This window comes from Paraburkholderia dipogonis, from assembly GCF_046027395.1.
GTDB classification, from domain to species: Bacteria; Pseudomonadota; Gammaproteobacteria; order Burkholderiales; family Burkholderiaceae; genus Paraburkholderia; species Paraburkholderia dipogonis_A.
This window is the reverse complement of sequence record NZ_JAQQEG010000027.1, coordinates 23,815-49,169: the sequence shown is the minus strand read 5'-3', so window position 1 is coordinate 49,169 and position 25,355 is coordinate 23,815. Positions and strand designations below refer to the sequence as shown.

Annotated in this window: 20 protein-coding genes and 1 tRNA gene; 11 read left to right on the top strand and 10 right to left on the bottom strand. The window is 63.7% G+C overall.

All coding sequences use genetic code 11. The annotated features are described in order from the left end of the window. Positions 1 to 57: 57 nt before the first annotated feature. Positions 58 to 786, top strand: coding sequence for a pentapeptide repeat-containing protein (locus PQR32_RS26205; RefSeq protein WP_408233658.1), 729 nt, complete (start codon positions 58 to 60; stop codon positions 784 to 786). A gap of 838 nt (positions 787 to 1,624) precedes the next feature. Here PQR32_RS26205 and PQR32_RS26200 read toward each other — a convergent pair. From PQR32_RS26200 to PQR32_RS26190, 3 genes are all read right to left on the bottom strand, one after another. Further along, positions 1,625 to 1,951, bottom strand: coding sequence for a hypothetical protein (locus PQR32_RS26200; RefSeq protein WP_408233655.1), 327 nt, complete (start codon positions 1,949 to 1,951; stop codon positions 1,625 to 1,627). A gap of 227 nt (positions 1,952 to 2,178) precedes the next feature. After that, complete coding sequence (locus PQR32_RS26195; RefSeq protein ID WP_408233652.1) at positions 2,179 to 2,889, bottom strand: peptidoglycan DD-metalloendopeptidase family protein; 711 nt, start codon at positions 2,887 to 2,889, stop codon at positions 2,179 to 2,181. Between the two features lie 221 nt (positions 2,890 to 3,110). Further along, positions 3,111 to 4,019: an aldose epimerase family protein gene (locus tag PQR32_RS26190; RefSeq protein ID WP_408233649.1), complete on the bottom strand. Its 909-nt coding sequence runs from the start codon at positions 4,017 to 4,019 to the stop codon at positions 3,111 to 3,113. Positions 4,020 to 4,669: 650 nt separating this feature from the next. On the opposite strand from PQR32_RS26190, the gene PQR32_RS26185 reads away from it, so the two are divergent. Together PQR32_RS26185 and PQR32_RS26180 are read left to right on the top strand one after the other, a co-directional pair. Then, a complete protein-coding gene (locus PQR32_RS26185; RefSeq protein ID WP_134458330.1) occupies positions 4,670 to 5,500 on the top strand; it encodes an undecaprenyl-diphosphate phosphatase in 831 nt (276 codons plus the stop codon). Positions 5,501 to 5,789: 289 nt separating this feature from the next. After that, positions 5,790 to 5,863: transfer RNA gene (locus PQR32_RS26180), tRNA-Arg, on the top strand. A gap of 80 nt (positions 5,864 to 5,943) precedes the next feature. On the opposite strand, the gene PQR32_RS26175 is transcribed toward PQR32_RS26180, so the two are convergent. Together PQR32_RS26175 and PQR32_RS26170 are read right to left on the bottom strand one after the other, a co-directional pair. Then, the gene (locus tag PQR32_RS26175; RefSeq protein ID WP_408233646.1) at positions 5,944 to 6,327 is read right to left on the bottom strand and encodes a DUF427 domain-containing protein; all 384 of its coding nucleotides are present in this window, start codon (positions 6,325 to 6,327) and stop codon (positions 5,944 to 5,946) included. A 251-nt stretch (positions 6,328 to 6,578) separates the two neighbouring features. Further along, on the bottom strand, positions 6,579 to 8,156 hold the full coding sequence (locus PQR32_RS26170; RefSeq protein WP_408233643.1) for an acid phosphatase: 1,578 nt from the start codon (positions 8,154 to 8,156) through the stop codon (positions 6,579 to 6,581). A gap of 215 nt (positions 8,157 to 8,371) precedes the next feature. On the opposite strand from PQR32_RS26170, the gene PQR32_RS26165 reads away from it, so the two are divergent. After that, entirely contained in the window at positions 8,372 to 9,799 is a 1,428-nt protein-coding gene (locus tag PQR32_RS26165; RefSeq protein ID WP_408233640.1) for a cytochrome-c peroxidase, read from the top strand. Positions 9,800 to 9,847: 48 nt separating this feature from the next. On the opposite strand, the gene PQR32_RS26160 is transcribed toward PQR32_RS26165, so the two are convergent. Then, positions 9,848 to 10,087 (bottom strand): hypothetical protein, encoded by a 240-nt coding sequence (locus tag PQR32_RS26160; protein WP_408233637.1) that lies wholly within the window; start codon positions 10,085 to 10,087, stop codon positions 9,848 to 9,850. Between the two features lie 294 nt (positions 10,088 to 10,381). Here PQR32_RS26160 and PQR32_RS26155 point away from each other — a divergent pair, with 294 nt between their 5' ends. Next, positions 10,382 to 10,771: an RT0821/Lpp0805 family surface protein gene (locus PQR32_RS26155; RefSeq protein WP_408233823.1), complete on the top strand. Its 390-nt coding sequence runs from the start codon at positions 10,382 to 10,384 to the stop codon at positions 10,769 to 10,771. 106 nt (positions 10,772 to 10,877) lie between these two features. Continuing rightward, a complete protein-coding gene (locus tag PQR32_RS26150; RefSeq protein WP_408233634.1) occupies positions 10,878 to 11,327 on the top strand; it encodes an NUDIX hydrolase in 450 nt (149 codons plus the stop codon). A gap of 32 nt (positions 11,328 to 11,359) precedes the next feature. Here the strand turns inward: PQR32_RS26150 and PQR32_RS26145 are convergent, their stop codons facing one another. Together PQR32_RS26145 and PQR32_RS26140 are read right to left on the bottom strand one after the other, a co-directional pair. Then, positions 11,360 to 12,334: a transporter substrate-binding domain-containing protein gene (locus PQR32_RS26145; RefSeq protein WP_408233631.1), complete on the bottom strand. Its 975-nt coding sequence runs from the start codon at positions 12,332 to 12,334 to the stop codon at positions 11,360 to 11,362. A gap of 140 nt (positions 12,335 to 12,474) precedes the next feature. Continuing rightward, positions 12,475 to 14,184: a glutamine--tRNA ligase/YqeY domain fusion protein gene (locus PQR32_RS26140; RefSeq protein WP_408233628.1), complete on the bottom strand. Its 1,710-nt coding sequence runs from the start codon at positions 14,182 to 14,184 to the stop codon at positions 12,475 to 12,477. Positions 14,185 to 14,739: 555 nt separating this feature from the next. Between PQR32_RS26140 and ggt the strand changes: the two genes are divergently transcribed. Together ggt and PQR32_RS26130 are read left to right on the top strand one after the other, a co-directional pair. Beyond that, a complete protein-coding gene (gene ggt, locus PQR32_RS26135; protein ID WP_408233625.1) occupies positions 14,740 to 16,479 on the top strand; it encodes a gamma-glutamyltransferase in 1,740 nt (579 codons plus the stop codon). Between the two features lie 87 nt (positions 16,480 to 16,566). After that, positions 16,567 to 17,139 (top strand): RBBP9/YdeN family alpha/beta hydrolase, encoded by a 573-nt coding sequence (locus PQR32_RS26130; RefSeq protein WP_408233622.1) that lies wholly within the window; start codon positions 16,567 to 16,569, stop codon positions 17,137 to 17,139. A 42-nt stretch (positions 17,140 to 17,181) separates the two neighbouring features. Here the strand turns inward: PQR32_RS26130 and PQR32_RS26125 are convergent, their stop codons facing one another. Next, a complete protein-coding gene (locus tag PQR32_RS26125; protein ID WP_408233619.1) occupies positions 17,182 to 18,402 on the bottom strand; it encodes a CaiB/BaiF CoA transferase family protein in 1,221 nt (406 codons plus the stop codon). Between the two features lie 400 nt (positions 18,403 to 18,802). Here PQR32_RS26125 and alaS point away from each other — a divergent pair, with 400 nt between their 5' ends. Further along, positions 18,803 to 21,427: an alanine--tRNA ligase gene (gene alaS, locus PQR32_RS26120; protein ID WP_408233616.1), complete on the top strand. Its 2,625-nt coding sequence runs from the start codon at positions 18,803 to 18,805 to the stop codon at positions 21,425 to 21,427. 135 nt (positions 21,428 to 21,562) lie between these two features. On the opposite strand, the gene PQR32_RS26115 is transcribed toward alaS, so the two are convergent. Beyond that, positions 21,563 to 22,480: a LysR family transcriptional regulator gene (locus PQR32_RS26115; RefSeq protein WP_408233613.1), complete on the bottom strand. Its 918-nt coding sequence runs from the start codon at positions 22,478 to 22,480 to the stop codon at positions 21,563 to 21,565. Positions 22,481 to 22,595: 115 nt separating this feature from the next. Between PQR32_RS26115 and PQR32_RS26110 the strand changes: the two genes are divergently transcribed. Continuing rightward, entirely contained in the window at positions 22,596 to 24,155 is a 1,560-nt protein-coding gene (locus tag PQR32_RS26110) for a YbfB/YjiJ family MFS transporter (RefSeq protein ID WP_408233610.1), read from the top strand. Positions 24,156 to 24,266: 111 nt separating this feature from the next. Beyond that, a complete protein-coding gene (locus tag PQR32_RS26105; RefSeq protein ID WP_408233607.1) occupies positions 24,267 to 25,298 on the top strand; it encodes a threonine aldolase family protein in 1,032 nt (343 codons plus the stop codon). Positions 25,299 to 25,355 lie beyond the last annotated feature (57 nt).

Below are 25,355 nucleotides of genomic sequence, written 5' to 3'. Positions count from 1 at the left end.
CAGCGCGGCGCGCGTTCCGGTAGGCTATGGGTCCTTCGAAATTCATTCTGAACCTTCATGTCACTGGATTCAACGCCGCCGGCTTCGGGCGCGCAAGCTCACGTCGTGACCGACGCCGCGCTCACGCGCGCCGAGGTGGAGCGGCTCATCGCGGCGAGCCTTGCCGGCAATAAAACTCCGCTTCATTTCACCGACTGCGATTTCGAAGGCGTCGATCTGTCGCGACTCGATCTGCGCGGCGCCGAGTTTCATCGCTGCACGATTGTCGAGACCTCGTTTTTCGGCGCGGCGCTCTCGCATACCCGCTGGGTCCGTTGCCGTGGCCGGGAGGCGGATTTCACGTCAGCCGATCTGGTCGACGCGGCGTTTCAGTCGAGCGATCTGAACAACACCAGTTGGCGGCGCGCCAAGCTGGCTTCGGCGTCGTTTCATAGCTGCAAGCTGACCGGCGCCAATTTCGAAGCATGCACGGCGCTGGGTTTGAGCTTCGTCGAAACCCTGCTGGTCGGCGCGCACTTGCGCGGCCTGTCGTTTCGCAAAGCCACGTTGCAACAACTGGATTTTTCCGATGCCGATCTCGCCGGTGTCGATTTTCGCGAAGCCATCTTCGACGGCGGCAGCCTGAAGGACGCCCATCTGAAGGGCGCGCGTTTCGACGGCGCGGACCTGCGCGAAACCGACCTGAGCGGCGTGCGGCTCGTGGACGCGGCGCTCTTCAAAGGCGCGACGATCTCGCATGCCCAGGCGGCCGTGCTCGTCACCGAACTGGGTTTGCGTGTCATGTGAGCGCGTGTGTTAGCTGCCGATATTAGCCATTCGGCCAGCTTGAACGTTTGGATGCCGACGCTTATCATTCGATTGGTCGAATCAATAAGCCGCGCGATTTTCAGCGGTGCAATTTGTCGGTGGATTTTGAATCTTTTTAATATTTTCGCTATTCGCGAATTTTCTTGTGAAGAAATCACCGCTTTAATTGAGTTGGTCAATATCGGTTAATAATGCGAAAGAGTGCGGTGGCGCACTAAAGCTACGCAGGACGTAAACCGTCCGAATCATGCTGGATGGTTTAGCCGAAATCGGCCAATGGCCTTTCCTCAGGCCTTTTGCGGCCGATTTCAGCCGCATGCCTGCTTTGCGCGGTCCGGCGGCCAATGCCTGAGTTTCGAGTCTCGCCATTTGAAGCGTTTAATGTAACGCGGTGGGCGTATTTAGCCTGTTTGTTTCCGACTTTTCCGGTTCACATAACGCGGAATCGGTACGCCGCATCACATTGACCGCGAAATTAATATATTGCGCTTGTAAAAGGGGATTGTTAGATTTCGTTCTGGCGCATGGTGAACCGGTCCTTTGCCGATATGCGCCGAACCCCCGTTAGCCCGGCCTCGTGCCGGGCTTTTTTTTCGCCGCGCTCATGGTCGAGTCACGTGCGAGTCACTGCGGATTCACATGGGCAGTGGATGATGAAAACTTACTCCCCTTTCCCGAGCATGAGCGCGTTAATCATTTTCCTCGGCATCTGCCCGGTTGCGCTCGGCGTGCTGATCGCCTTCGCCGCGCGCATCGATCCGCGCTCAGGACGCTGGCGCCGCCGCTAGTCCGAGCGACGGCGCGCGTGGCGTCGTCGTTATTGCTTGCAGCGAACCACCATCGACCGGTTTTTGACGTTCGCGCCGAAAATACCGCCGACCGATCCACCCGAGGTCGCACCGTTGTCGACGTCTTTCGACACCACGTCGTAGCCGTAGTTGCCGCAGACTTCGCCCGCGCGTTTGTAGCACTCGGCCCAGCTCGAACTTGCGTCGCTGCCGCTGCAGTTGATCGCAAAGCCGGTGTCGCCGTTCGGCAGGTAGGTCATGGTGGTGGTGCTGGAGCAGCCGCCGAGGCTGCCGAGGGTCAACAGGCCGAGACCGATCGCCGCGGCCGTCGCGACGGACGCAAATGCGCTCTTCATACAAATTCCTTACAGATAGACGGTGGAAGACGTGACGCGAAGCCACGTCGTGTCCTGATTGAGCGTTTTATAACACGCCGGGTTCCCTCGACCGCAGTTGCAGGGGCGCGTGCCCGACAACGGACGGCGCGAGCGGCGGGAAAGCACACGGACGGCACAGGGTGGACCGAAGGCGCCCGCCGGCGGGGCAGCCGGTGCCGCCGCCAGTGCCGTGCCTCAGCCGGCCTCTAGCGGGGCGGCAGCGCCCGCGACGGATCGATTGAACGGCCCTGATAGCGCAGTTCGAAGTGCAGCATGACGCGGTCGGTATCCGTGTCGCCCATCTCGGCGATTTTCTCGCCGCGCGTGACCGACTGGCCTTCCTTCACCAGCAGCACGCGGTTGTGGGCATAGGCGGTCAGATACTCAGCGTTGTGCTTGAGAATCAGCAGATTGCCGTAGCCGCGCAAGCCGTTGCCGGCGTACACCACCGTGCCGGGCGCCGCAGCGATGACGGGCGTGCCCGCTGCCGACGAAATATCGATGCCCTTCGAATTGCCGCCGTCGAAACGCCGGATGACCGTGCCGTCGGCCGGCCATACCAGCGAGATCGTCGAAGCGGGCGCGGCGGCCGGCGCGCTATCGGCGGGCGCCGGACGCGGCGTGGCCGAAGCGCTGCCGCTTCCGCTGCTGCGTACCGCGCCACTGGTCGAAGCCGTGCCGCCCGGCGGCGCGACGCGCAGCACCTGGCCGACCTCGATGCTGTCCGGGTTGGTCAGATTGTTCCAGCGCACGATGCTTTGCACCGATTGCCGGCTACTGCGCGCGATCTTCGACAGCGTATCGCCCCGTTCCACCCGATAAAAACCCGGCCCCACCGGCGCCGACCCGCACGCGGCGAGCAGTGCCACCAACGACGAGCAGGCGAGCCGTTTCATCATTCTTGTTGTGTTACGCATTGGACCTCGCAAAGCGCTGCCGCGCGCCGATCCCGATCACGCGGCAGGTGGATACAAAGCGCTCGATTCTAACGGTTTTGCGCTGCAACACGCGAAAAGCGGGCAGCGGGGCAGGCTCGCGCGGTGCGGCCTGCGGCGAAATGCAGCGAAATTTTTGGCGAAACCCCGCTTCAAATCCCACCTCAAAGCCGACCGCGCGACTCGGTTGGGAACCCCTGCAATCAACCCAGCCTGGCGACTTTGATACGCAGCGCGGCGACCTCGGTTTGCCCCGGTTCGAGCCAGCGCAGACCCATGCCGTTGTGAATCGCGTCCGGCAGTCCGAGCCACGGTTCGACGCAGTAGAAGTCCGACTCCGCGGCTTCGGTCCACGTGGTCACGGCGTACCAGGGCACCGAGCCCGGCCGTTGCAGGTCGATCGTGATGAGCCGGTCGAGACCCGGCGCGACGAGCCGCACCGGTTGATCCGGCGTGCCGACGAGGCAATGGAAGCGATCATGGATGCGCGCCTCGTCGAGCGTGTAGCGCGCTTCGCCCGGTTCGGCGGCGCTGATCGAGCCGTCCTCCTGCTGATAGCACCGCTGCGTGCGCGGCAACTCCAGCGAAGTCTCGCCGCGCTGCGTGTGCGGCAGCGTGAAGTAGAAGTGATGGCCGGCGTAATAAGGCAGGCGCGTGTCGCGGGTATTGGTGGTGGTGAACGTGACGTCGAGCGTGTGCGCATCCACGAGGTCGTAGGCGGCCTCGAAACGGAAGCCGAACGGATAGCCGCCGCGGGTCGCCTCGCTGTCGGTCAGGACCATGCGCAGGCCGGCGCCGTGCACGTCGGCGTGGGCTTCGAACGGCAGGTCGCGGGCGAAGCCGTGCATCGGCAGTTCGCGCACCGTGCCTTCTGCGTCACGCCAGTAACCGATCTTGCCGTCGACGCGATGCCGGCCGAGAAACGGAAACAGCAACGGATTGCCGCCGCGAATCCGTGCAGGCTGGCTCCAGTCGGCATGCTCCGGCCAATGGATAACTTCTTCGCCGTCGATCGTCCACGACATCAGGCGGCCGCCGGCTTGCGGCGCGAAACGGAGCACGGAGGCATCCTGGGCGATCTCGAGAATGTCCTGTTGCGGGGAGAGGGGCATGGTCGATGGACTGATGAGTAAGAGGTTGAAGGCAAATGCAAGGTAGCCCGGAGGCAGCGCCATCCTGGCATGCGAGCGACGGAATTTGCCGCGCGGCGCCACGCGAGAGAATGATTTTGCGCTGCTTTCCGCTACGGGGAAACCCTTCTGGGGAAATTGCGGGTGTCGCCGCAAGGCCATCCTTGCTGATAATTCGTCTGACTGCCCGGTAACCTCGACGACCGGGCGAGACTGCCTCAGGAGGCTGCATGGATCTCGCAATGGCAATGGCTGTGACTTTGTTCGGCATGTTTGCGGCAAGCACGGTCTACTTCTTTTACAAGCTCGAACGCTGATCCGGGTATCCCGCATCGTCTTGCTGAGCCCGTCAAAGGGCGTTCGGTCCGGTAGATGATTTTTCTGCCGCGCCACGTAGTTCGCTTCACGTCATCTGCTGATCCCACGGGGCGGCCATTCACGGCGGCCCGTTTCTTTTTCTGCGCCGTAACAACGGTTTCGAGTTGTGACGCAACGCACAATATTTCCCCGAATGCGGTCCAAACGCTTGGCGCTGACATTGCAGCCAGGCATAATCGGTGCGCTTTGAGGCGGCCGTGGATTCCTTATCCGGCGCGCCAGTCCCCGACATTTTCCTTACAAGGACGCCCCGCGTGAACCTGTCGTTTCTCATTTTCCTGAGCGTGCTGCAAGGCGTCACCGAACTGTTTCCGGTGAGCAGCCTCGGCCATACGTTGCTCGTGCCCGCACTGTTCGGTATGCATATCGACAAACACGCGCCGCAATTGCTGCCGTTCCTCGTCGCGTTGCATCTCGGCACGGCGCTCGCGCTGCTGTGGTACTTCCGTAAGCGCTGGTGCGCGCTGGTGCGCGGGTTCTTCGCTTCGTTCGGCGGCCGCCGCAACGACGACGCGCACATGATGTGGGCGCTCATCATCGGCACGATTCCGGCGGGTCTGGTTGGGCTGCTGCTGGAAAAACGGCTCGAGCGGCTTTTTCACGACTTGCGGATCGTCGCGATCGCGCTGATCGTCAACGGCGTGCTGCTGTGGTTCGGTGATCGCCTGCAGCGTTCGCGCGCGCATCAGGCGCCGGAAAAACTGAGTTTCGGTCAGGCGTTTTTTGTCGGCCTCGCGCAGATCGGCGCGTTGATTCCGGGTTTCTCGCGCAGCGGTCTGACGATGATCGCCGGCAATGCGGCCGGCCTGACGGCGGAGAAGTCGGCGGAATTTTCATTTCTGCTCGGCACGCCGATCATCTTCGCGGCCGGCGTGCTCGAGTTGCCGAAGCTGTTCCATGCGCCGGGCCAACTCGCCGACGCGTTGCTCGGCGGCGTGCTGACCGCGATCGCCGCGTATCTCAGCGTGCGTTTCCTGATGCGCTATTTCGAAGGCCGTGGACGGCTGGCGTCGTTCGGCGTGTATTGCGTGATCGCGGGGATCGTGTTCCTCGGCTGGTTCATGCTGCATCCACAACCGGTCTGATGCGTTCTCCATGTCCGTCAGCGCGTGCTGGCGGGCAGGGAACGATCGGTTATAATCCGGGCCCGGCTCAACCCGCCGGGCCCGTTTGTTTTGTGACTGGCGACGGCCGGTGTGGCGCGCGGATTGTCTGCCAGGCGCCAGAGTGGATTTCCCGTCTGCGGCACGGTCAGTTAGAATTTCGGTATTCGACGAACCCTGTGGCTTGCAGGTGCACAGGTTCCAATGCCCGAAAGCGGGTTCTCATTGCGGGCGATGCACGTCGTGCAGGGTTGCATCGCCTCACTTCAATACGGCAGTAGCTCAGCTGGATAGAGCATCGGCCTTCTAAGCCGAGGGTGGGGGGTTCGAGTCCCTCCTGCCGTACTTCTCACATGTTTGCGAGCGCGCTCGCCGCACAACGCGGCGAGCGTCGCGCATTGCCTCCGCCGTGCCACGCGCAATGGTCACTCCGCCGGCTTTACATCAATCGAGTCCACGCGATTCGGATAGAACGCCAGATGTTGCGCGATCTCCTTCACCGCCGCATACGGCGACTCATAAGTCCACACTGCGTTGACAGTCTTTTCGCCTCCCGAGGGAATGCTGTAGTACGCGCAATCGCCCTTGTACGGACAGTAGGTCGCGTGATCGGTGCGTTGCAGCAGCGACATCTCGACGTCGTTGCGCGGAATGTAATACACCGGCGGATACGACGCCTCGCGCAGCACGAGTGCCTTCACGGTATCCGCGATCACCTTGCCGGCGACGGTCACGACCACGCGCGCTTTGGCCGGCTCGACCGTGATCGGATGATCGGGACCGGGCACCTTGATGGTTTTTTCAGTCATGCTGTCGAACTCCTGAATGAGTGGGCAAGCCTGCAATGTGTTGTGGAGCGTATCGAGCCGCCATCGATGAGACGCTCGCGTCCTGGGTCGAAGCATACGCCGCTCATGAAAACGCGTCGGACGCCGCGGCCGCGCCACGGCCATAAAAAAGGGCAGCCGAAGCTGCCCTGTCAAAGTCTCACCCTCAGGCGGACTGTTGCTTACCGCTTAACGTCGTCCGCCTGAAATCGAACGCTTTTCGCCCTTCGCTCTCATGGCTTGATGTTCAGCGCGGCCGTGAGATCGCCCATCGGCTTGCTGCCGTTGCTCACCAACGCCGCGTCGCGCGCCGCGATACCCGGCAGCGTCGGCAGCGAGAAGCGGTGGGTGATGAAGCGCAGGATCGACGTGGTGTCGTACTGCGTGTGATCGACAAAACCCTTCTTCGCGTACGGCGAGATGATCAGCGCCGGAATACGCGTGCCCGGACCCCAACGGTCGGCCTTCGGCGGCGACACGTGATCCCAGAAGCCGCCGTTTTCGTCGTATGTCACGACCACCACCATGTTGTTCCACTGCGGGCTCTTCTGCAGATGCGAGATCACGTCCGCGATGTGCTGGTCGCCCGACGCCACGTCGGTGTAGCCCGCGTGCTCGTTCAGGTTGCCCTGCGGCTTGTAGAACGACACTTGCGGCAGCGTGCCGTTGTCGATCGCCTTGATGAACTCCGAGCCGGCCAGACCGCCGTCGAGCAGATGCTGCGAACGGTTCGCCGTGCCCGGTGCGAGGTCGGCGAAGTAGTTGAACGGCTGATGATGCGGCTGGAAGTTCGGCGCCGTCAGATTCGCGCCGTAAATCACGTTCGACGTGCCGTTTTGCGCCGCCGACACCGCCGCGCCCCACGCGCCGCCGTACCATGCCCACGAAACCTTCGCGCTGTTCAGCAGATCGCCGATGTGCTGCTGCGACTGCGCCGGCAGGGTGGTGGCCTGGGTCGGATCGGCGAAATTCGCGTCGCCGCCCGTCGCCGCCTTGTTGCCGCTCGGCTGATACGGCGGCTGCATCGTGTTGATCGCGTAGAAGTCAGGCGTGAGGTTGCCCGAGTTCACGTACTTAGGCGGCCCGCTCAACGCCGAAGCGGGCGAGTTGGACGCGAGCTTCAGCGTGACGCCGTCGCTTTCCACCGACGAGATCGAACTGGCCGCCACGCTCTTATCCGCATTCGGATAGGTCGGCGTGCACGCGCAGATCAGCCATTGGTGGTTCAGGAACGAACCGCCGAATGCGCCCATGAAGAAGTTGTCGGCGAGCGTGTACTGCTGGGCGATCTTCCACAGCGGAAGCTTGTCGGCGTCGAGCGTGTAGTGGCCCATCACGAGGCCGCCCGAATCCGCCCACGCGGCGAACCTGTCGTTCTTGCCGCCGTTGATCTGCATCTGGTTCTCGTAGAAGCGGTGATACAGGTCGCGCGTCGTGGCTGTGATCGGCGTGTTGAAACCCTTCGGGTCGTCGATGGCGAACGGGCTGTTCGGCAGATTCGCCGTCATGGCCTGCGTGACCACCGGCGTCACGCCGGTTTGCGTCAGGCCGTTCCACACTTGCGGCAGCGTCGCGAGCGGCGTGCCGTTGCGGTCCACCTGGGTGGCGCTCGCCGCCGTCACGTTCTGCAGACCGTTGGCGCCCGGAAAGTTGCCGTACAGGTTGTCGAAGCTGCGGTTTTCCGCGTAGATCACCACGACATTCTTGATCGAGGTGATGTCCGGCTGCGTGACTTCATCGCCGCCGCATGCATACAGGCTCAATGCTGCTGCGATCGCGATAGGCGTCGCGCAGATCAGTTTCTTGTTCATTTGATGTGGTTTCTCTCTCTCGCGTTGGGGACGGGTCACCTGCACTCCTTACACGGATGACCGCGGGCGAAAGTTTGGCAAGGCAATTTGACAGAAAGATGTAATTGCTTACGAGTCGCTTCTGATTGGCAAATACCGTCGGCTGCATGTCATTTAAAAGACATGGGAATGAAATACGCTCGCGGACTTCACTATCGCAAACTCACATCTTTCATATGCGGCCAGGTCTGACGGGGATTCGGAAAATATTGGCTCGGTTCGAGGCACGGCATGGCGCCGGGCTCGCGACGATGCGCGCGCGGCAAGCGACGGCGTTCGCGCTCACAGCGATGACCTTGGCGCTTGCCGCGTGCGATGCGGGTGCGCCGGGGACGGCAGCCGTCGCGAGTGCCGCGGCGAGCACGGGCGCTGGCGTATCGGCTTCGTCCGCGCTGGTGGCGGCATCGGCCGTGCAGGTGGCCGCCCATGAAGCGGGCCAGTCTCGCGCGCAAGTCTACGAGTCCGTGCGGCAGATGACGGCGCTCGGCAAGCAACTATTTTTCGACGCGTCGCTCTCCGGCTCGGGCAAGCTCGCTTGCGCGTCGTGCCACAGTCCGGACCACGGGTTTTCGCCGGCCAATGCGTTGTCGGTGCAACTCGGCGGCAACGATATGCATCGCACCGGCATGCGCGCCGCGCCAACGCTGAAGTATCTGCAATCGGTGCCCGCATTCGCCGAGCACTATCACGAGTCGGATGACGAAGGCGACGAAAGCGTCGATGCAGGACCGACCGGCGGCCTGACCTGGGATGGCCGCGTCGACCGTGGTGGCGACCAGGCGCGCATTCCGCTGCTGTCGTCGTTTGAAATGGGCAGCACGCCGGCCAAGGTCACTGCGGCGGTCAAGGCTGCGCCCTACGCCGACGCTTTCCGCGCGGCCTTCGGCGAGCATATTTTCGATAGCGACGACGCCGCCTTCAAAGCGGTGCTGCAAGCGCTCGAAACCTTCGAGCAGACGCCGGAAACGTTCTATCCGTACACCAGCAAGTACGACGCGTATCTGGCGGGCAAGGCACAGTTGACGCAAGCCGAACTGCGCGGCCTGCAACTTTTCAACGACGAGAAAAAGGGCAATTGCGCGAGCTGCCACATCAGCCAGCGCACCATGGACGGCGCGCCGCCGCAGTTCAGCGATTTCGGTCTGATCGCGATCGGCGTGCCGCGCAATCGCGCGCTGTCGGTGAATCGCGATCCGCATTTCTACGACCTCGGCGCCTGCGGCCCGGAGCGCACCGATCTGAAGGGGCGCGCCGAGTTTTGCGGGATCTTCCGCACGCCGACGCTGCGCAATGTGGCGCTGAAGAAGAGCTTCTTCCACAACGGCATCTATCATTCGCTCGACCAGGTGGTGCGCTTCTATGCCGAGCGCGACACCAACCCGGAGAAGTTCTATCCGGTTGCGAAAGGCAAAGTGCGGAAGTTCGACGATCTGCCTCAGCAGTACTGGGCCAATCTGAATACTGACCCGCCGTTCGACCGCAAGCCGGGTGACAAACCGGCGCTAGACGAGGCTGAAATCAAGGACGTGGTCGCGTTTTTGAATACGCTGACGGACGGATATAAGGCGGGAAGCGGAGCGGGCGATTCGGTGGCCGCGAAGTGAGGCGGGTGACGCGTCGGCTGCTGGCGCAGCCGGTCGCTCGGGCCAGGATTAGTGGTTGGCGCTCGCCAGCATGTAATAGCAGCCGACAAGCAGCAGCGCGAAGGACAGCAACAAGCAGGCGACGCCAACGCGCGTCAGCAGATTGGGCCAGCGAGCGCGAGGCAACGCGTCCATCCGCACGACGCGCCGCGCGAGTCCGGGATCGCGGCTGATCGCAAACGGCACGAGCGCGACGCACAGCAGCGCAAGTGCGACAGCAAAGGTTTCGAGGGCGGAGAGGGTGTGCATGGCGGGGCGTCTTCAGAGTCTGATTGGCGCGGAGGCGCAACCCATCAATCTTAAGAAAGCGTCCTAATGCTAGGAATGGGACCTGTCCTAAAATTAGGGGCGCTTACTTTGCCCGACGACGCATGCTTCAGGAAATTGCGCGCGCCGCGTGCCCGTTGGTTGCGGCCTGTTCCGGCCGACGGCCCGGCCGTTTCTCACGGTCCCTTCGAGGGGGACATGCTATGCTTTTGGGGTCCAGATCACGAGACGCCATGCGCGCTCGAGACCGCCGAACACTTTCGAGGAGAATTCTTCATGTCGATGCGAACTCGTGTCCTGTCTCAACTGACCGCCGGTAGCCTGTTGCTGGGTGGTGCGATCGGCGCGCAAGCTGCGAACCTCGGTTTTCTGAACGACACGCCGATCAGCTACATGAAGCAACGCGACATCGAGTCCGTCAAAAAGGCGGTCTTCTCCGCACTGAATGACAAGCAGGACGGCGAAACCGCGAACTGGGTCAACGAAGGCACGGGCAACAGCGTGAAGATCGACGCTGCGATCACAATGGCCAGCACGGCCAAGGACGGCGATCGCACCTGCCGCGACGTTGGCGTCGTGCTGAGCGCCAAGGGGCAATCGATGAACCTGCGCCCGCAGTTCTGCAGGCAGGGTAGCGGCACCTGGCAATTGCAGAAAAAGCACTGAGCATGCAGGCCTTGGTGGTGGCGCACGCCGGTTTGCAGCCGGCGCGGCTCGAAGCCGTGCGCGTGCGTGTCGGCGGATCTGTGCGTTTGCTTGAAATGGTGCGGCGATGAGCACACGGATTATCTCGTGCGGCATCGTCTTGCTCGACCCGGACGGCCGCGTACTGCTCGCGCACGCTACCGAAACGTCGCACTGGGACATTCCAAAAGGACACGGCGAAGAAGGCGAGGCGCCCCACGTCACGGCGCTGCGCGAGATGGTCGAGGAGACTGGTATCGCCATCGAGCCCGCGCGTCTGAAGGACCTCGGCCTATTCGTTTACCGTCGCGACAAGGACTTGCATCTGTTCGGCTCGCGTGCCACCGTCGACGAACTCGATCTGAGCGTGTGTACCTGCACGTCGCTCTTTCCGCGCCGCTCCGACGGCACGCTGATTCCCGAAATGGATGCCTACCGCTGGGCCGCGCCCGACGAAGTGGACAAGTATGCGAGCCGCAGTCTCACGCGGCTCTTTCAGACCACGCTGTCGCTCGCGGAACTGCATCGGTCGTTATAGCTGTCTGGCGACTGCGTGAACCGTCCGACCGTTCAGTCGAGCGCGCGGTCGTTCGGATGTGCGAACAGCGCGCGGTTCTGCTCCGACAGCGGAAAATTCAGATTGATGCCGCGTGGCGGAATGGGTTGCGTGAACCACTGCTTGTACAGACGCTCCGCTTCGCCGGAAGTCTGGCCACGAGTGATCACCCCATTAACCAGGGTGCGGAACGGTTCATCGCCTTTGCGGAACATGCACGCGTAGACTTCATAGCCAAGCGGCGTGCCGGTCACCACGAAATCGTCCGGACGCGGATCGGTCGATTTGAAACCGTACACGATCGGCTCGTCCATCACGAAGGCCACCGCGTGGTCGTCCTTGAGCGCGGAAAAGGCCTCGGAATGATCCCGCGCGCTGGTGATGCGCATGTTCAGGTGCTTGTCGGTATTCAGGCGGCGCAGCAGGCGTTCATCCGAGGTGCCCGCCGTCGTCACGACCGCTTTGCCGGCGAGGTCCGGAAAATCCGTGATGCCGCTGTTCTTGCGCGCGATCATGCGCACGGCGTACTGGAAGAAACTGTTCGAGAACGCGGCCACGTTTTCGCGTTCCACAGTGTGGGTGGTCGAGCCGCATTCCAGATCGATCTGGTTGTTCAGCAGCATCGGCGTACGGTTCGACGAGGTCACGGTGATCTCGTGCACCTTCAGTTGCGGCATGCCCAACGTCTTCTTGATCTCGTCGACGATCTGCAGCGCGATGGTCTGCGAGTAGCCGACCGTGCCCTTGCCGTCGAAGTAGGAGAAAGGAATCGACGCTTCACGCACGCCGAGCACGACCACGCCGTCGTCGTGAATTTTTTTCAGCGTGCCGGTGAGTTCATCCGTTTGAGCGGAGCAGGCGAGCGACGCCGCGCCAAATGTGGTCAGCGCCATCAGCGCGCAACGCGCGCCATGGACGAAACGCGCGGCGCGCCCCGTCCTTCCCGCAACGCCCCGCGTACTCGCCCTGCGACGGGCTGCAACTTTCATCGGACCTCCCGGACTGGCGTTGGCGGATGCCGCGCCGTCACTGTCGATGGAAACATGATGCAACAAAACGGCGTGCATCTTTCGTTCAAGACGCACGCCGTGGTCAACTTCAGATGCGCTGCAAGAGGGTGCGTTCCAGCTTACGCCGGCTTGCCCCAACTGTCGCGCAGGCTGACGATGCGATTGAATACGGGCTTACCCGGCTTCGAATCGACGCGGTCGGCAACGAAATAGCCGTGACGCTCGAACTGATAGCGTTGTTCCGGCAGTGCTTCGCGCGCGCCCGGTTCCAGGTAGGCGTTGACCACGCGCTTCGAATCCGGATTCAGCGCGTCGAGGAAATCGCGGCCGCCGGCGTCCGGTTGCGGTTCCTTGAACAGACGGTCGTAGATACGCACTTCGGCCGGGCAGGCGTCTGCCGCGCTGACCCAGTGAATGTTGCCCTTGACCTTGTAGTTGTTCGCGCCTTCGGTGCCCGATTTGCTGTCCGGGAAGTAGTTGCAATGGACGGCGACGATCTTGCCGTTCTCGTCCTTGTCCGCGCGGACGCATTCGATCACGTAGCCGTAGCGCAGGCGCACCTTGTTGCCCGGGAACAGGCGGAAATAGCCCTTCGGCGGCGTTTCGTTGTAGTCGTCGCGTTCGATCCACAGTTCGCGCGAAATCGGAAACTCGCGCACGCCCATTTCCGGATGATGCGGGTGGACCGGCGCATTGCATGGCTCGGTCACGCCTTCGGGGAAGTTGTCGATGATCAGCTTGACCGGATCGAGCACGGCGGCGGTGCGCGGCGCCTTATCGTCCAGATCGTCGCGCAGCGCGCCTTCGAACACGCTCATGTCGATCCACGAATCGACCTTGGTCACGCCGATGCGCTCGCAGAACAACTGGATCGCTTCCGGCGTGAAACCGCGCCGCCGCACGCCGACGATGGTCGGCATACGCGGATCGTCCCAGCCGTCCACATGGCCTTCGGTCACGAGTTGCAGCAGCTTGCGCTTGCTGGTGATCGCGTAGGTCAGGTTCAGACGCGAGAACTCGATTTGTTGCGGCAGCGGGCGGGTGAAAATGCCGGCCTCGGCGAGCTCGTTCAGAATCCAGTCGTACAGCGGACGATGGTCCTCGAACTCCAGCGTGCACAGCGAATGCGTGATGTTTTCCAACGCGTCCGAGATGCAGTGCGTGTAGTCGTACATCGGATACACGCACCACTTGTCGCCGGTACGGTAGTGGTGCGCGAAGCGGATCCGGTAGATCACCGGATCGCGCATATTGAAGTTCGGCGACGACATGTCGATCTTGGCGCGTAGCACGTGCTGGCCTTCCTGGAACTCGCCGGCCTTCATGCGGCGGAACAGGTCGAGGTTCTCCTGCACCGACCGCTCGCGGAAGGGCGACGGCGTGCCGACTTCCGTGGCCGAGCCGCGGTTCGCGCGCATTTCTTCGGCCGACTGGCTGTCCACGTAGGCCTTGCCGCGTTCGATCAGCAGTTCGGCGAATTCGTACAGCTTGTCGTAGTAGTCGCTCGCGTAGTAGAGCTCTTCCTTGCCGCCTTTTTCCCACTCGAAGCCGAGCCAGCGCACGGCGTCGATGATCGAGTCGACGTATTCGACGCTTTCCTTTTCCGGGTTGGTGTCGTCAAAGCGCAGATGGCACACGCCGCCGTAGCTGCGCGCCACGCCGAAGTTCAGGCAGATGCTCTTGGCGTGACCGATATGCAGATAGCCGTTCGGCTCGGGTGGAAAGCGCGTTTCGACGCGCTGGCCCCACTTGCCGGTACGGTTGTCGTCGTCAATGATGTTGCGGATGAAATTGGATGCCGCTGGCGCGTCGTTGCGTTCGGTATTCATGCGAGAAGGTGAGAGTCTGTCGGGGGCGCGCAATGCGTCCTCTTATCCGACAATTCTACCTGACGCGTCCCGTCGCGGCAGGCGAGTGCGGCGTGCAGCCAACGTTTGAGCGGTTTTGACGGCAATTCGGGGGGCAGGCCGGCGCTGTAACAGGAGGTAAAACGGTTTGTTCACACTCCCGCCGGCGACTTAGGATGCGAGCGGCGCGGGTTCGTCCGCGAGGGCTGCGTGGCATATCCGCGCGGGGTTTCCGGACGCTGCAATGGGCCGTATGCGCCCGCCTTCAGGCGTGCCGCGCAGCGCCAGGCCGTCTATCGCGGAACATGAACCCGCATCGAGCGAGAAATCACCGCGCATGGGGCGGCGCATCGGCCGTCTCGCCGCGCGTCACATGCCCGTCGCCCGATAATTTCCCGGGGCAGTGCAGCTTGCGCCACGACGCGCAGCGCGTGCACTCGTCGCAGCCGTCCACGCAGGCCGCACCGCCCTTTGTCGCCTTGCACGAATTCCTGCCGTTCGTGCACCATGGCGCCCTTCGTTGCCGGAGTTTCTCGGATGTCTGTCCCGACGCACGGCGCGCCTCGCGCGCCTTTCACCTCTCTTTCCATGGCCCGGATCCTGACGGTATCCGCCATGCTCGCCGCGTTCACCGGCGGCGTCGTCGCGCCCATGCCCGCGCTGGCGAAAACGCCGCCGCCGAAGGCCGTGTTCGACGCATCGGCGGTGGCCGTGCCGGACCGCTACAGCGCGGACACGGCGCAACAGATCTTCGCCGCCGGCGGCAACGCGGTGGATGCCGCCGTCGCCATCGCCTTCACTCTTGCCGTGACCGCGCCGGATGCGGGCAACCTGGGCGGCGGCGGATTCATGACCGTGTTCATGGACGGCAAGCCGTACTTTCTCGACTATCGCGAGCGCGCGCCACAACAGGCGACTCGCGAGATGTATCTCGACGACAAGGGCAACCTGCTGCCGGGCATGAGCGCCGTCGGGCATCGCGCGGTGGGCGTGCCGGGCACGGTCGAGGGCATGTGGGAGGCGCAGCAGCGTTTCGGCAAACTGAAGTGGAAGCAGGTGCTCGCGCCCGCGATCCGCTATGCCACCGACGGTTTCCAGGTCGAACCGTGGTTGCAGCAACGCCACGACGTGGCGGCAAAGAGCTTCGCCGGCAAGACCAACTTTGACGCCTACTTCTCCAATCTGAAGGCGGGCGTGACCTATCGCCAGCCGGAACTTGCGCAGACGTTGTCGCGCATTGCGAGCGACGGTGGGCGCGAGTTCTACGAGGGCCGTACCGCGGATCTGATCGCCCAGCAGATGTACGGGCACGGTCTGGTCACCAAGCAGGATCTGATTCAATACAAGGCCGTGTGGCGTCAGCCGCTTACCGCCGAGTGGAACGGCTATCAGGTCGTCACGGCGCCGCCGCCGAGCTCGGGCGGGGTCGGGCTGATCCAGATGCTGAAGATGAAAGCCGATTTGAAGCCGGCGTTCGACGGCCTCGAACTGAACTCCGTGCCGTACATCCATTTGATCGCGCAGATCGAAGACCGCGTGTTCGCTGATCGACAGCAATATCTTGGCGATCCGGATGCGAACAAGCTGCCGGTCGGCAAACTGATCGACGACGCCTACCTCGCGCAGCGCGCCGACGAAGTCAAACCCGACGAAGTGCCAGGCGCGGCGCCGGTGAAGCCGGGCCTCGGCGACGCGGCGCCGGAGAAAGCGCAAACCACGCATTTCTCGGTGGTCGACAAGTGGGGCAATGCCGTGTCGAACACCTACACGCTCAACGGAGACTTCGGTTCGGGCGTGGTGGTGGACGGCGGCGGGTTTTTGCTGAACGACGCGATGGATGATTTCGTCACCAAGCCGGCGAGCGCAAGCAGCGCCGAGCTCAATACGGTGGCGCCCGGACGCCGCCCGCTGTCGTCGATGACGCCGACCATTCTGCTGAAGGACAACAAGGTGTCGCTCGTGATCGGCACGCCCGGCGGCTCGCGCATCCTGACGTCGATTTTCCAGGTGATGACCGATCTGTACGACTTCAACATGTCGCCCACCGACGCGCTCGCCGCCATGCGTTTCCACCATCAGTTGCTGCCGCAGAAGACGATCTATTTCGAGCCGTATCGTCCGGTCACGGGTGAACTGGCCGAGCAGCTGCAAGCCAAGGGCTACACGCTCGAGGGGCAGTCGTTCAACGGCGACGTGCAGCTGATCCGCATCGAGGGCACGTCGCCTGAACCGGCGGCGGATCCACGCGGCGTGGGCGTGGGACGCGTGATGCATTGAAGCGCTGATGCGGACTCACGGCGGCGCGGGTAAAAACCATCGGCAAAAACAATAAACTGCGAATAACAATCAACGACGGGGAACGCGATGAGCGTACGAAAACAATCCAGCACGCTGGTGCTGCCGGGCTACCAAAACTCCGGCGCGGGCCACTGGCAGACGCGCTGGGAAGCACTTGATCGGGCGTTCGTCCGCGTGCAGATGCCGGACTGGGACCACCCTGCGCGTGACGCCTGGTGCCGCACGCTCGATGCCGCCGTGGCCGCCGCCGATGCGCCCGTGGTGGTCGCCGCGCATAGCCTTGGCTGCCTGACCACGGCTTTCTGGGCGTCGCAATATGCAAGCGCCGTGCAGCTTGCAAAGGTGGCGGGCGCGTTGCTGGTCGCACTGCCCGATCCTGCGGAGGCGCATTTTCCACAGGAAGCGAGCGGGTTTGCGCCTGTGCCGCTCACGCAGCTGCCATTTCCGTCCATTGTCGTGGCCAGCAGCGATGATCCCTACGGCGGCGTGCCGTTTTCACGGACCTGTGCGAACGCGTGGGGCAGCCGCTGGATCGACATCGGACCGCGCGGCCATATCAACGCGGACAGCGGGCTCGGCGATTGGGACGAAGGGCGCGAGTGGCTGGAGTCGTTCTACGGCGCGTCAAACTGTCGCTGAGCAACGCCCGCGCTGAACGCGACCACCGCGCCCCCGCCGGATTCAAATCACCGACTGCCGCCGCAACGCCGCGATCCTCGCTTCGTCATAGCCGAGCACGTCACGCAAGATGCCCTCCGTGTGCTCCCCGAGCGTGGGCGGATGCGCAAGCGCTTCAGGCGGCGTGCCGGTCATATTGATCGGATTGCGCACCAGCTTGACCGTGCCGCCCGACGGATGCGGCAGATCCACCTGTAGCCCGCGCGCCACCACCTGCTCATTCTCGAACACCTCGCCAAGATCGTTGATGGGCCCACATGGCACACCAGCGGCTTCGAGCGCGGCGATCCATTGCTGCTTGCCTTGCAGGCGGACCATGTCCGCGAGAATCGGCACGAGGATCTCGCGGTTGCGCACGCGCGCCGGGTTGGTGGCGAAGCGCTCGTCTTCCGCCAGTTCCGGCTGGCCGCCCGCTTCGACGAACTTGCGGAACTGCCCGTCGTTGCCGACCGCGACGATGATCCAGCCGTCGCTCGTCTGGAAGGTCTGGTACGGCACGATGTTCGGATGCGCATTGCCCCAGCGCAGCGGCGGCTGGCCGCTTGCCAGGTAGTTCGAATTCATGTTGGCGAGCATCGCCACCTGCACGTCGAGCAGCGCCATGTCGATGTACTGGCCTTCGCCCGTCCGGTCACGGTGGGTGAGGGCGGTGAGCACGGCAATGGTCGCGTACATGCCGGTCATGAGGTCGGCGATCGCGACGCCGGCCTTCTGCGGGCCGCCGCCCGGCTGGCCGTCGCGTTCGCCGGTAATGCTCATGAAGCCGCCGATGCCTTGCACGATGAAGTCGTACCCGGCGCGCTGCGCATACGGCCCGGTCTGCCCGAAGCCTGTCACCGAGCAGTAGATGAGGTCGGGCTTCACTTCCTTGAGTGACGCGTAGTCCAGACCATACTTCTTCAACTGGCCGACCTTGTAGTTCTCCAGCACCACGTCGCTCTGCGCGGCCAGCTCGCGGATGATCCGCTGGCCTTCGGGCGAGGCGATGTCGACGGTGACCGAGCGCTTGTTGCGGTTCGCCGCGAGGTAATACGCGGCCTCGCGCGTGTCTTCGCCGTCAGGCGTCTTGAGGTACGGCGGCCCCCAGTGGCGGGTGTCGTCGCCGACTTCGGGGCGTTCGATCTTGATTACGTCGGCGCCGAAATCGGCGAGAGTCTGCGCACACCAGGGTCCGGCGAGCACGCGTGTGAGATCCAGCACGCGGATATGACTGAGAGCGCCCATATTTGTCAATGTCTCCTGTGTCGACCAGAGTTAGCGCTTTAGCGCTTATGTCGATCCGGAGTCAGTGCTTCAGCACTTACTCCAGTTCCACGCAGCGCGCTCTGGTCCCATGCACGTAGTTGCGATTAGCCAGGCGACGCGCAAGGCGCCGCGAATGGAGGCAATCTTAAGCGATTCCAGCGCGCAGGCGCAGTCGGCCGAACGGCATAGGACGAATGACGCGTCCCGCAAAGTCCCGCCATGTCCCACGCCGCCCGCTCAAACCTGGCCGAACGGCCAACCATGCGGGTCGCGCTGCCGCGCACGGGCGCCGATCCCGTATAATCAGTCGTTTAAGAAACAAACAGTTGGCGCATCCCACGATGCCGCCGGTAACAGCCAGGACCGTCCCCCGCCCGCTATGAAAGCCGCCGAAATCCGCGAGAAATTCCTCAAGTTCTTCGAATCGAAGGGCCATACGATCGTTCGCTCGTCGAGCCTTGTGCCCGGCAACGACCCGACACTGCTCTTTACCAATTCGGGAATGGTGCAGTTCAAAGATGTGTTCCTCGGCGCGGAATCGCGCCCGTATTCGCGCGCCACGACCGCGCAGCGCAGCGTGCGCGCCGGCGGCAAGCATAACGATCTGGAAAACGTCGGCTACACCGCGCGTCACCACACGTTCTTCGAAATGCTGGGCAACTTCTCGTTCGGCGACTATTTCAAGCGCGACGCGATCCACTACGCGTGGGAACTGCTGACGGGCGTGTACCAGTTGCCCAAAGACAAGCTGTGGGTCACCGTCTATCACGAAGACGACGAAGCGCACGACATCTGGGCGAAGGAAGTCGGCGTGCCGGTCGAGCGCATTATCCGCATCGGCGACAACAAGGGCGCGCGCTACGCGTCGGACAACTTCTGGCAGATGGCCGACGTCGGGCCGTGCGGCCCGTGCTCGGAAATTTTCTACGACCACGGCCCGGAGGTCTGGGGCGGGCCGCCGGGGTCGGCAGAGGAAGACGGCGACCGCTACATCGAGATCTGGAATCTCGTGTTCATGCAATTCAGCCGCGACGCCCAAGGCAATATGACGCCGCTGCCCAAGCAGTGCGTCGACACGGGCATGGGTCTCGAGCGTATTGCCGCGGTTCTGCAGCACGTGCACAGCAACTACGAGATCGATCTGTTCCAGGCGCTCATCAAGGCCGCGGGCCGCGAAACCGGCGTGAGCGATCTGACCAACAACTCGCTGAAGGTGATCGCCGACCACATCCGCGCGTGCTCGTTCCTGATCGTCGACGGTGTGATTCCGGGCAACGAAGGCCGCGGCTACGTGCTGCGCCGGATCGTGCGCCGTGCGATCCGTCATGGCTACAAGCTGGGCAAGAAGGGTTCGTTCTTCCATCGCATGGTGGCGGACCTCGTCGCGCAGATGGGCGGCGCGTACCCGGAACTGAAGGAAGCCGAACAACGCGTGACCGACGTGCTGCGTCAGGAAGAGGAGCGCTTCTTCGAGACCATCGAGCATGGCATGTCGATTCTCGAGGGCGCGCTGGCCGACCTCGAAGCCAAGGGCGGCAAGACGCTCGACGGCGAACTCGCATTCAAGCTACACGACACGTATGGATTCCCGCTGGATCTGACGGCGGACGTGTGCCGCGAGCGCGAAATAACGGTCGACGAAGCCGCCTTCGACGAAGCCATGGCGCGTCAGCGCGAACAGGCTCGCGCGGCGGGCAAGTTCAAGATGGCGCAAGGCCTTGAATACTCGGGCGCGAAGACCACGTTCCACGGTTACGAAGAAATCGTCTTCGACGACGCGAAGGTCGTCGCGTTGTATGTGGACGGCGCCTCGGTGCAGCAAGTCAGCCAAGGCCAGCAGGCTGTCGTCGTGCTGGACCACACGCCGTTCTACGCGGAGTCGGGCGGCCAGGTCGGCGACCAGGGCGTGCTGGCCAACGCGAGTCTGCGCTTCGCGGTGAGCGATACGCTGAAGGTGCAGGCCGACGTGGTCGGTCATCACGGCACGCTCGAGCAGGGCACGCTGAAGGTGGGCGACGTCGTCAAGGCGGAAATCGACGCGGTGCGCCGCGCCCGCACGGCCCGCAACCACTCGGCCACGCATCTGATGCACAAGGCGCTGCGCGAAGTGCTGGGTTCGCACGTGCAGCAGAAGGGTTCGCTCGTCGACGCGGACAAGACCCGTTTCGACTTCGCGCACAACGCGCCGATGACGGACGAGCAAATCCGCCGTGTCGAGGAAATCGTCAACGCCGAAGTACTGGCGAACGCGCCTGGCATCGTGCGCGTCATGCCGTTCGACGAAGCGGTGAAGGGCGGCGCGATGGCGCTGTTCGGCGAAAAGTACGGCGACGAAGTGCGCGTGCTCGACCTGGGCTTCTCGCGTGAATTGTGCGGCGGCACGCACGTGCATCGCACCGGCGACATCGGCTTCTTCAAGATCGTCATGGAAGGCGGCGTGGCGGCGGGCATCCGTCGTGTGGAAGCGATTACGGGCGACAACGCCGTGCGCTTCGTGCAGGACCTCGACGCGCGCATCAATGCGGCCGCGGCTGTGTTGAAGGCGCAACCGTCGGAACTGACGCAGCGGATCACGCAGGTGCAGGATCAGGTGAAGTCGCTGGAGAAGGAACTGAGCGCGCTGAAGTCGAAGATGGCGTCGAGCCAAGGCGACGAGCTGGCCGGTCAGGCTATCGAAGTCGGCGGCGTGCATGTGCTGGCAGCCACGCTCGAAGGCGCGGACGTCAAGACGCTGCGCGAAACCGTCGACAAGCTGAAGGACAAGCTGAAGAGCGCGGCAATCGTGCTGGCGTCGGTCGAAGGCGGCAAGGTGAGCCTGATCGCCGGCGTCACGGCGGACGCCAGCAAGAAGGTCAAGGCGGGCGAGCTGGTCAATTTCGTGGCGCAGCAAGTCGGCGGCAAGGGCGGCGGCCGTCCGGACATGGCGCAGGCTGGCGGCACCGAGCCGGCGAATCTGCCGGCGGCACTGGCTGGCGTCAAGGGTTGGGTCGAAGGCCAGCTTTGATTCTGATGTGATTGGGCCACGCGGGGCGCCGGGAGGTTGGGCGTGTCGCGTGGCCTAAGTTTTTTTGAGGATCTGGCACGAGGGTTCGGGGATTGGCGTGGAGCCGCGCCACACCGCGCCCGTGCAGTCAAAAAATCAGGACGCCCCTTCCGCAGCCGTCGCGGCCTCGGGCGAAACCACGGCATCCTGCCGCATCACCAGCGCCTGCTTCAACGCATTCAGCGCGGACGAAAAATGCCCGCGTCGCCACACGAGCAGCGTCTCGATCACTCCGATATCGGGCAGCTCGTGCACCGCGATATTGCTGGCATCGGTCTGCAAATTCAGCACCGAACGTGGCGCCACCGCCACCCCCGCGCCAGCGGCCACGCAAGCCACGATCGCGTGGTAGGAGCCCAGCTCCAGCACGCGCGCTGGCCTCACGCCGTGCTCCAGATACCACTTCTCGATATAAGACCGGTAAGCACAGCCACGCTCGAACGCGATCAGCGTCGACAGCGCAATGTCCCGAACGTCGCGAATCGGCCGATGCCCGCGCGGCGTCAGCATCACCAGTTCTTCCCTGAACACCGGCACCGACTCGAATAATTCGCCGAGCGCAGCCCGGTCCAACGGCGTCGCCACCAACGCGGCATCCACTTCGAATTCACGCACTCGCTCGATCAGCTTGCCGGTCGTGCCGATCTCGAGTTCCAGCGCGACGGCGGGCCACTGCTGGTGATAACGCGCGAGCAGTGCGGGAAGACGCGTTGCGGCGACGCTTTCCATCGTGCCCAAACGCAGCCGCCCGCTCGGACGGTCCTCGCGCACCGCGTGCCGCGCCTCGTCGGCGAGCGCGAGCAGGCGTTCGGCGTAGGGCAACAGCGTCTCGCCGGCGGGTGTCAGCACGAGACGGCGGCCGTCGCGGATGAAGAGGTCGGTGCCCAGTTGTTCTTCAAGCTGCTTGATGCGCGTGGTGACGTTCGATTGCACGCGGTTGAGCTTGGCAGCGGCGCGCGTCACGCCGTTTTCCCGCACGACGGCGCGAAAAATGGTCAAAGCGGCCAGATCCATGATTCTCTCTAGGCGATGGGTGATATCCGAATTATTCATTTTTCGTGATTGAAAGGTCAAGCTACTATGGATATAAGCCATCTGATTCCTTGACTGCACGTATTGCCGCCAGCTTATGAACGACCTCGCCTCCACCGCGCACGGCAGCTTCGCTGGACGCCACGCTGCCCGCCGCGCGGCGCTTGCCTGCATGGTGACGCTGGCCGTTGCCCTGGGTATCGGGCGGTTTGCATTCACGCCGCTGTTGCCGCTGATGCTTCACGGCAGCGCGTTCGGTCAGCCGCAGCTCAATATTCAGCATGGCGGCTGGCTGGCGTCGTTCAATTACGCGGGGTATTTCGTCGGCGCGGTCACGTGCGCGGCGCTGCGGATCGAGCCGGCACGCATGGTGCGCGCGGGGCTCGCCGCGACGGTGCTGCTGACGCTGATGATGGGCGTGACGAGCCTGTTCTGGATATGGGCGGCGGTACGGTTCATCGCGGGTGCGGTTAGCGCCTGGACGTTCGTATTCGCGTCCCAGTGGGGCTTGCGGCGGCTCGCCGAGCTCGGTGCGCATGGGTGGGGTGGGGTGATTTACACGGGACCCGGCGTGGGCATCGTCGGCACGGGCCTGCTGGTCAGCGTGGCGGGTGGGTATGGGGCCACCGTGGGGTGGCTTGGGTTCGGGCTAATTGCCGCGATTCTGGCGGTAGTGGTTTGGCCGGTGTTTGGTGCGGCGTCCGGCAGTGGAGAAAAAAGTCGGCGCGCGCGCATGGTCGGTTCTGGCAGCGGTGATCAGACGAGTGTTGGCCTGACGAGCCAACGTGTCGCCGACCAGTTCGGCGCGACGGAACGCGCCGCAGCTCAACGCGCGGGAACCGACGGCGTTGGAACCTGTGGCGCTCAATTCCAAGGTGTTGGAACTCAACACGCAGTGGCTCAAGGCGCCGGAACCTTCGGCGCTGAATTCCAAGGCGCTGAAACTCGGGGCGCAGCAAACCAAAGCGCAGCAACCCAAAGCGCAGCAACCCAAAGCGCAGCAACCCAAGCCGCACCAATCCAACACCCCGCCAGCCAACCCACCTCGACCCGCGCCGGCCACCATTTCGCCCCCCACCACGCCGACGCCCTCTGGCTCATCCTTCTCTACGGCGTCCCCGGCTTCGGCTACATCATCACCGCGACGTTCCTGCCCGTCATCGCACGTCACGCATTGCCCGGCTCATCATGGCCCGACCTGTTCTGGCCGATGTTCGGCGCGGCGCTGATCGTCGGCGCACTGGTGGCGGCGCGTTTGCCGGTGCATTGGGACAACCGCACGCTGCTCGCCGGCTGCTATGTCCTGCAGGCGTGTGGCATCGCCCTCGGCATCGTCTGGCCGACGGCGGGCGGCTTCTCATTCGGCAGCATCCTGATCGGCTTGCCGTTCACCGCGATCACCCTGTTCGCGATGCGCGAGGCCCGGCGTCTGCGTGGCGACGACGCGGCCGGTCTGATGGGCTACGCGACGGCGGCCTATGGCGTCGGTCAGATCGTCGGCCCACTCGTTGCCGCGCCGATCGCCGAGCAGACCGGCTCGTTTTCGCCGGCGTTGTGGCTGGCCGCGGGCGCGTTGCTGCTGGGCGCGGCCGGGCTGATCGTCGTCGCGCGCATGCCGCGTGGCCGGGGCCGCATGCCCGATTGCGGCTGCAACTGAGCGCGCATCGACAAAGGTGTCGCGGCCCGAAAAACAAATAACCGGCGACCGCACTAAAATGAGCGCTTTCCCGTCATCCCAGCGCGCCCATCCCCGGACGCGCCGCCAGCCATGCAACATTTCGCGTCCGACAACTACGCCGGCATCTGTCCCGAGGCGCTCGACGCGCTGATCGCCGCCAACAACAGCGGCCACGAGCCGGCCTACGGCGACGATTCCTGGACCAACCAGGTGTGCGACCGTCTACGCGAACTGTTCCAGACCGACTGTGAAGTGTTCTTCGTGTTCAACGGCACGGCGGCCAATTCGCTGGCGCTCGCGTCGCTGTGCCAGTCGTATCACTCGGTGATCTGCCACGAACTCGCGCACATCGAAACCGATGAATGCGGCGGACCGGAATTCTTCTCGAACGGCTCGAAGCTGCTGACGGCGCCGGGCATCGGCGGCAAGCTCACGCCGGATGCAATCGAGGCGGTGGTCACGCGCCGCGCCGATATCCACTATCCGAAGCCGAAAGTCGTCACGCTGACCCAATCGACCGAAGTCGGCACGGTCTACAGCGTCGAGGAAGTGCGGGCGATCGCGGCGATCGCCAAACGACGTCATCTGAAAGTCCATATGGACGGCGCGCGTTTCGCCAATGCGGTCGCCGCGCTGGACGTGCATCCGTCGGAGATCACGTGGCGCGCGGGTGTCGACGTGCTGTGCTTCGGCGGCACCAAGAACGGCTTGCCGGTCGGTGAAGCGGTTGTGTTCTTCGATCGCGCGCTCGCCGACGATTTCGCCTACCGCCTGAAGCAGGCCGGCCAACTGGCCTCGAAGATGCGCTTCATTTCCGCGCCGTGGCTCGGTTTGCTCGATAACGACGTGTGGTTGCGCAACGCGCGTCACGCGAACGCGATGGCGCAGCTGCTGCAAACGCGGTTGCAGGAAATTCCGGGCGTGAGCATCATGTTTCCCGGGGAATCGAACGCGGTCTTTGCGCAATTGCCCGCGCCAGCCGCCAAAGCCATGCGCGCGCGCGGCTGGAAGTTTTACGAATTCATCGGCGCGGGCGGATGCCGGCTGATGTGCGCGTGGGACACGCAGCCGGAAACGGTTGAGCGGTTCGCCGCCGAGGTGCGCGAGTTGTGCGCGGCGTGAGGCCGTGTTCGACCCAGGGCGCTGAAGCGCCGGGCCGTGATCGCGTCGAGATCGCGC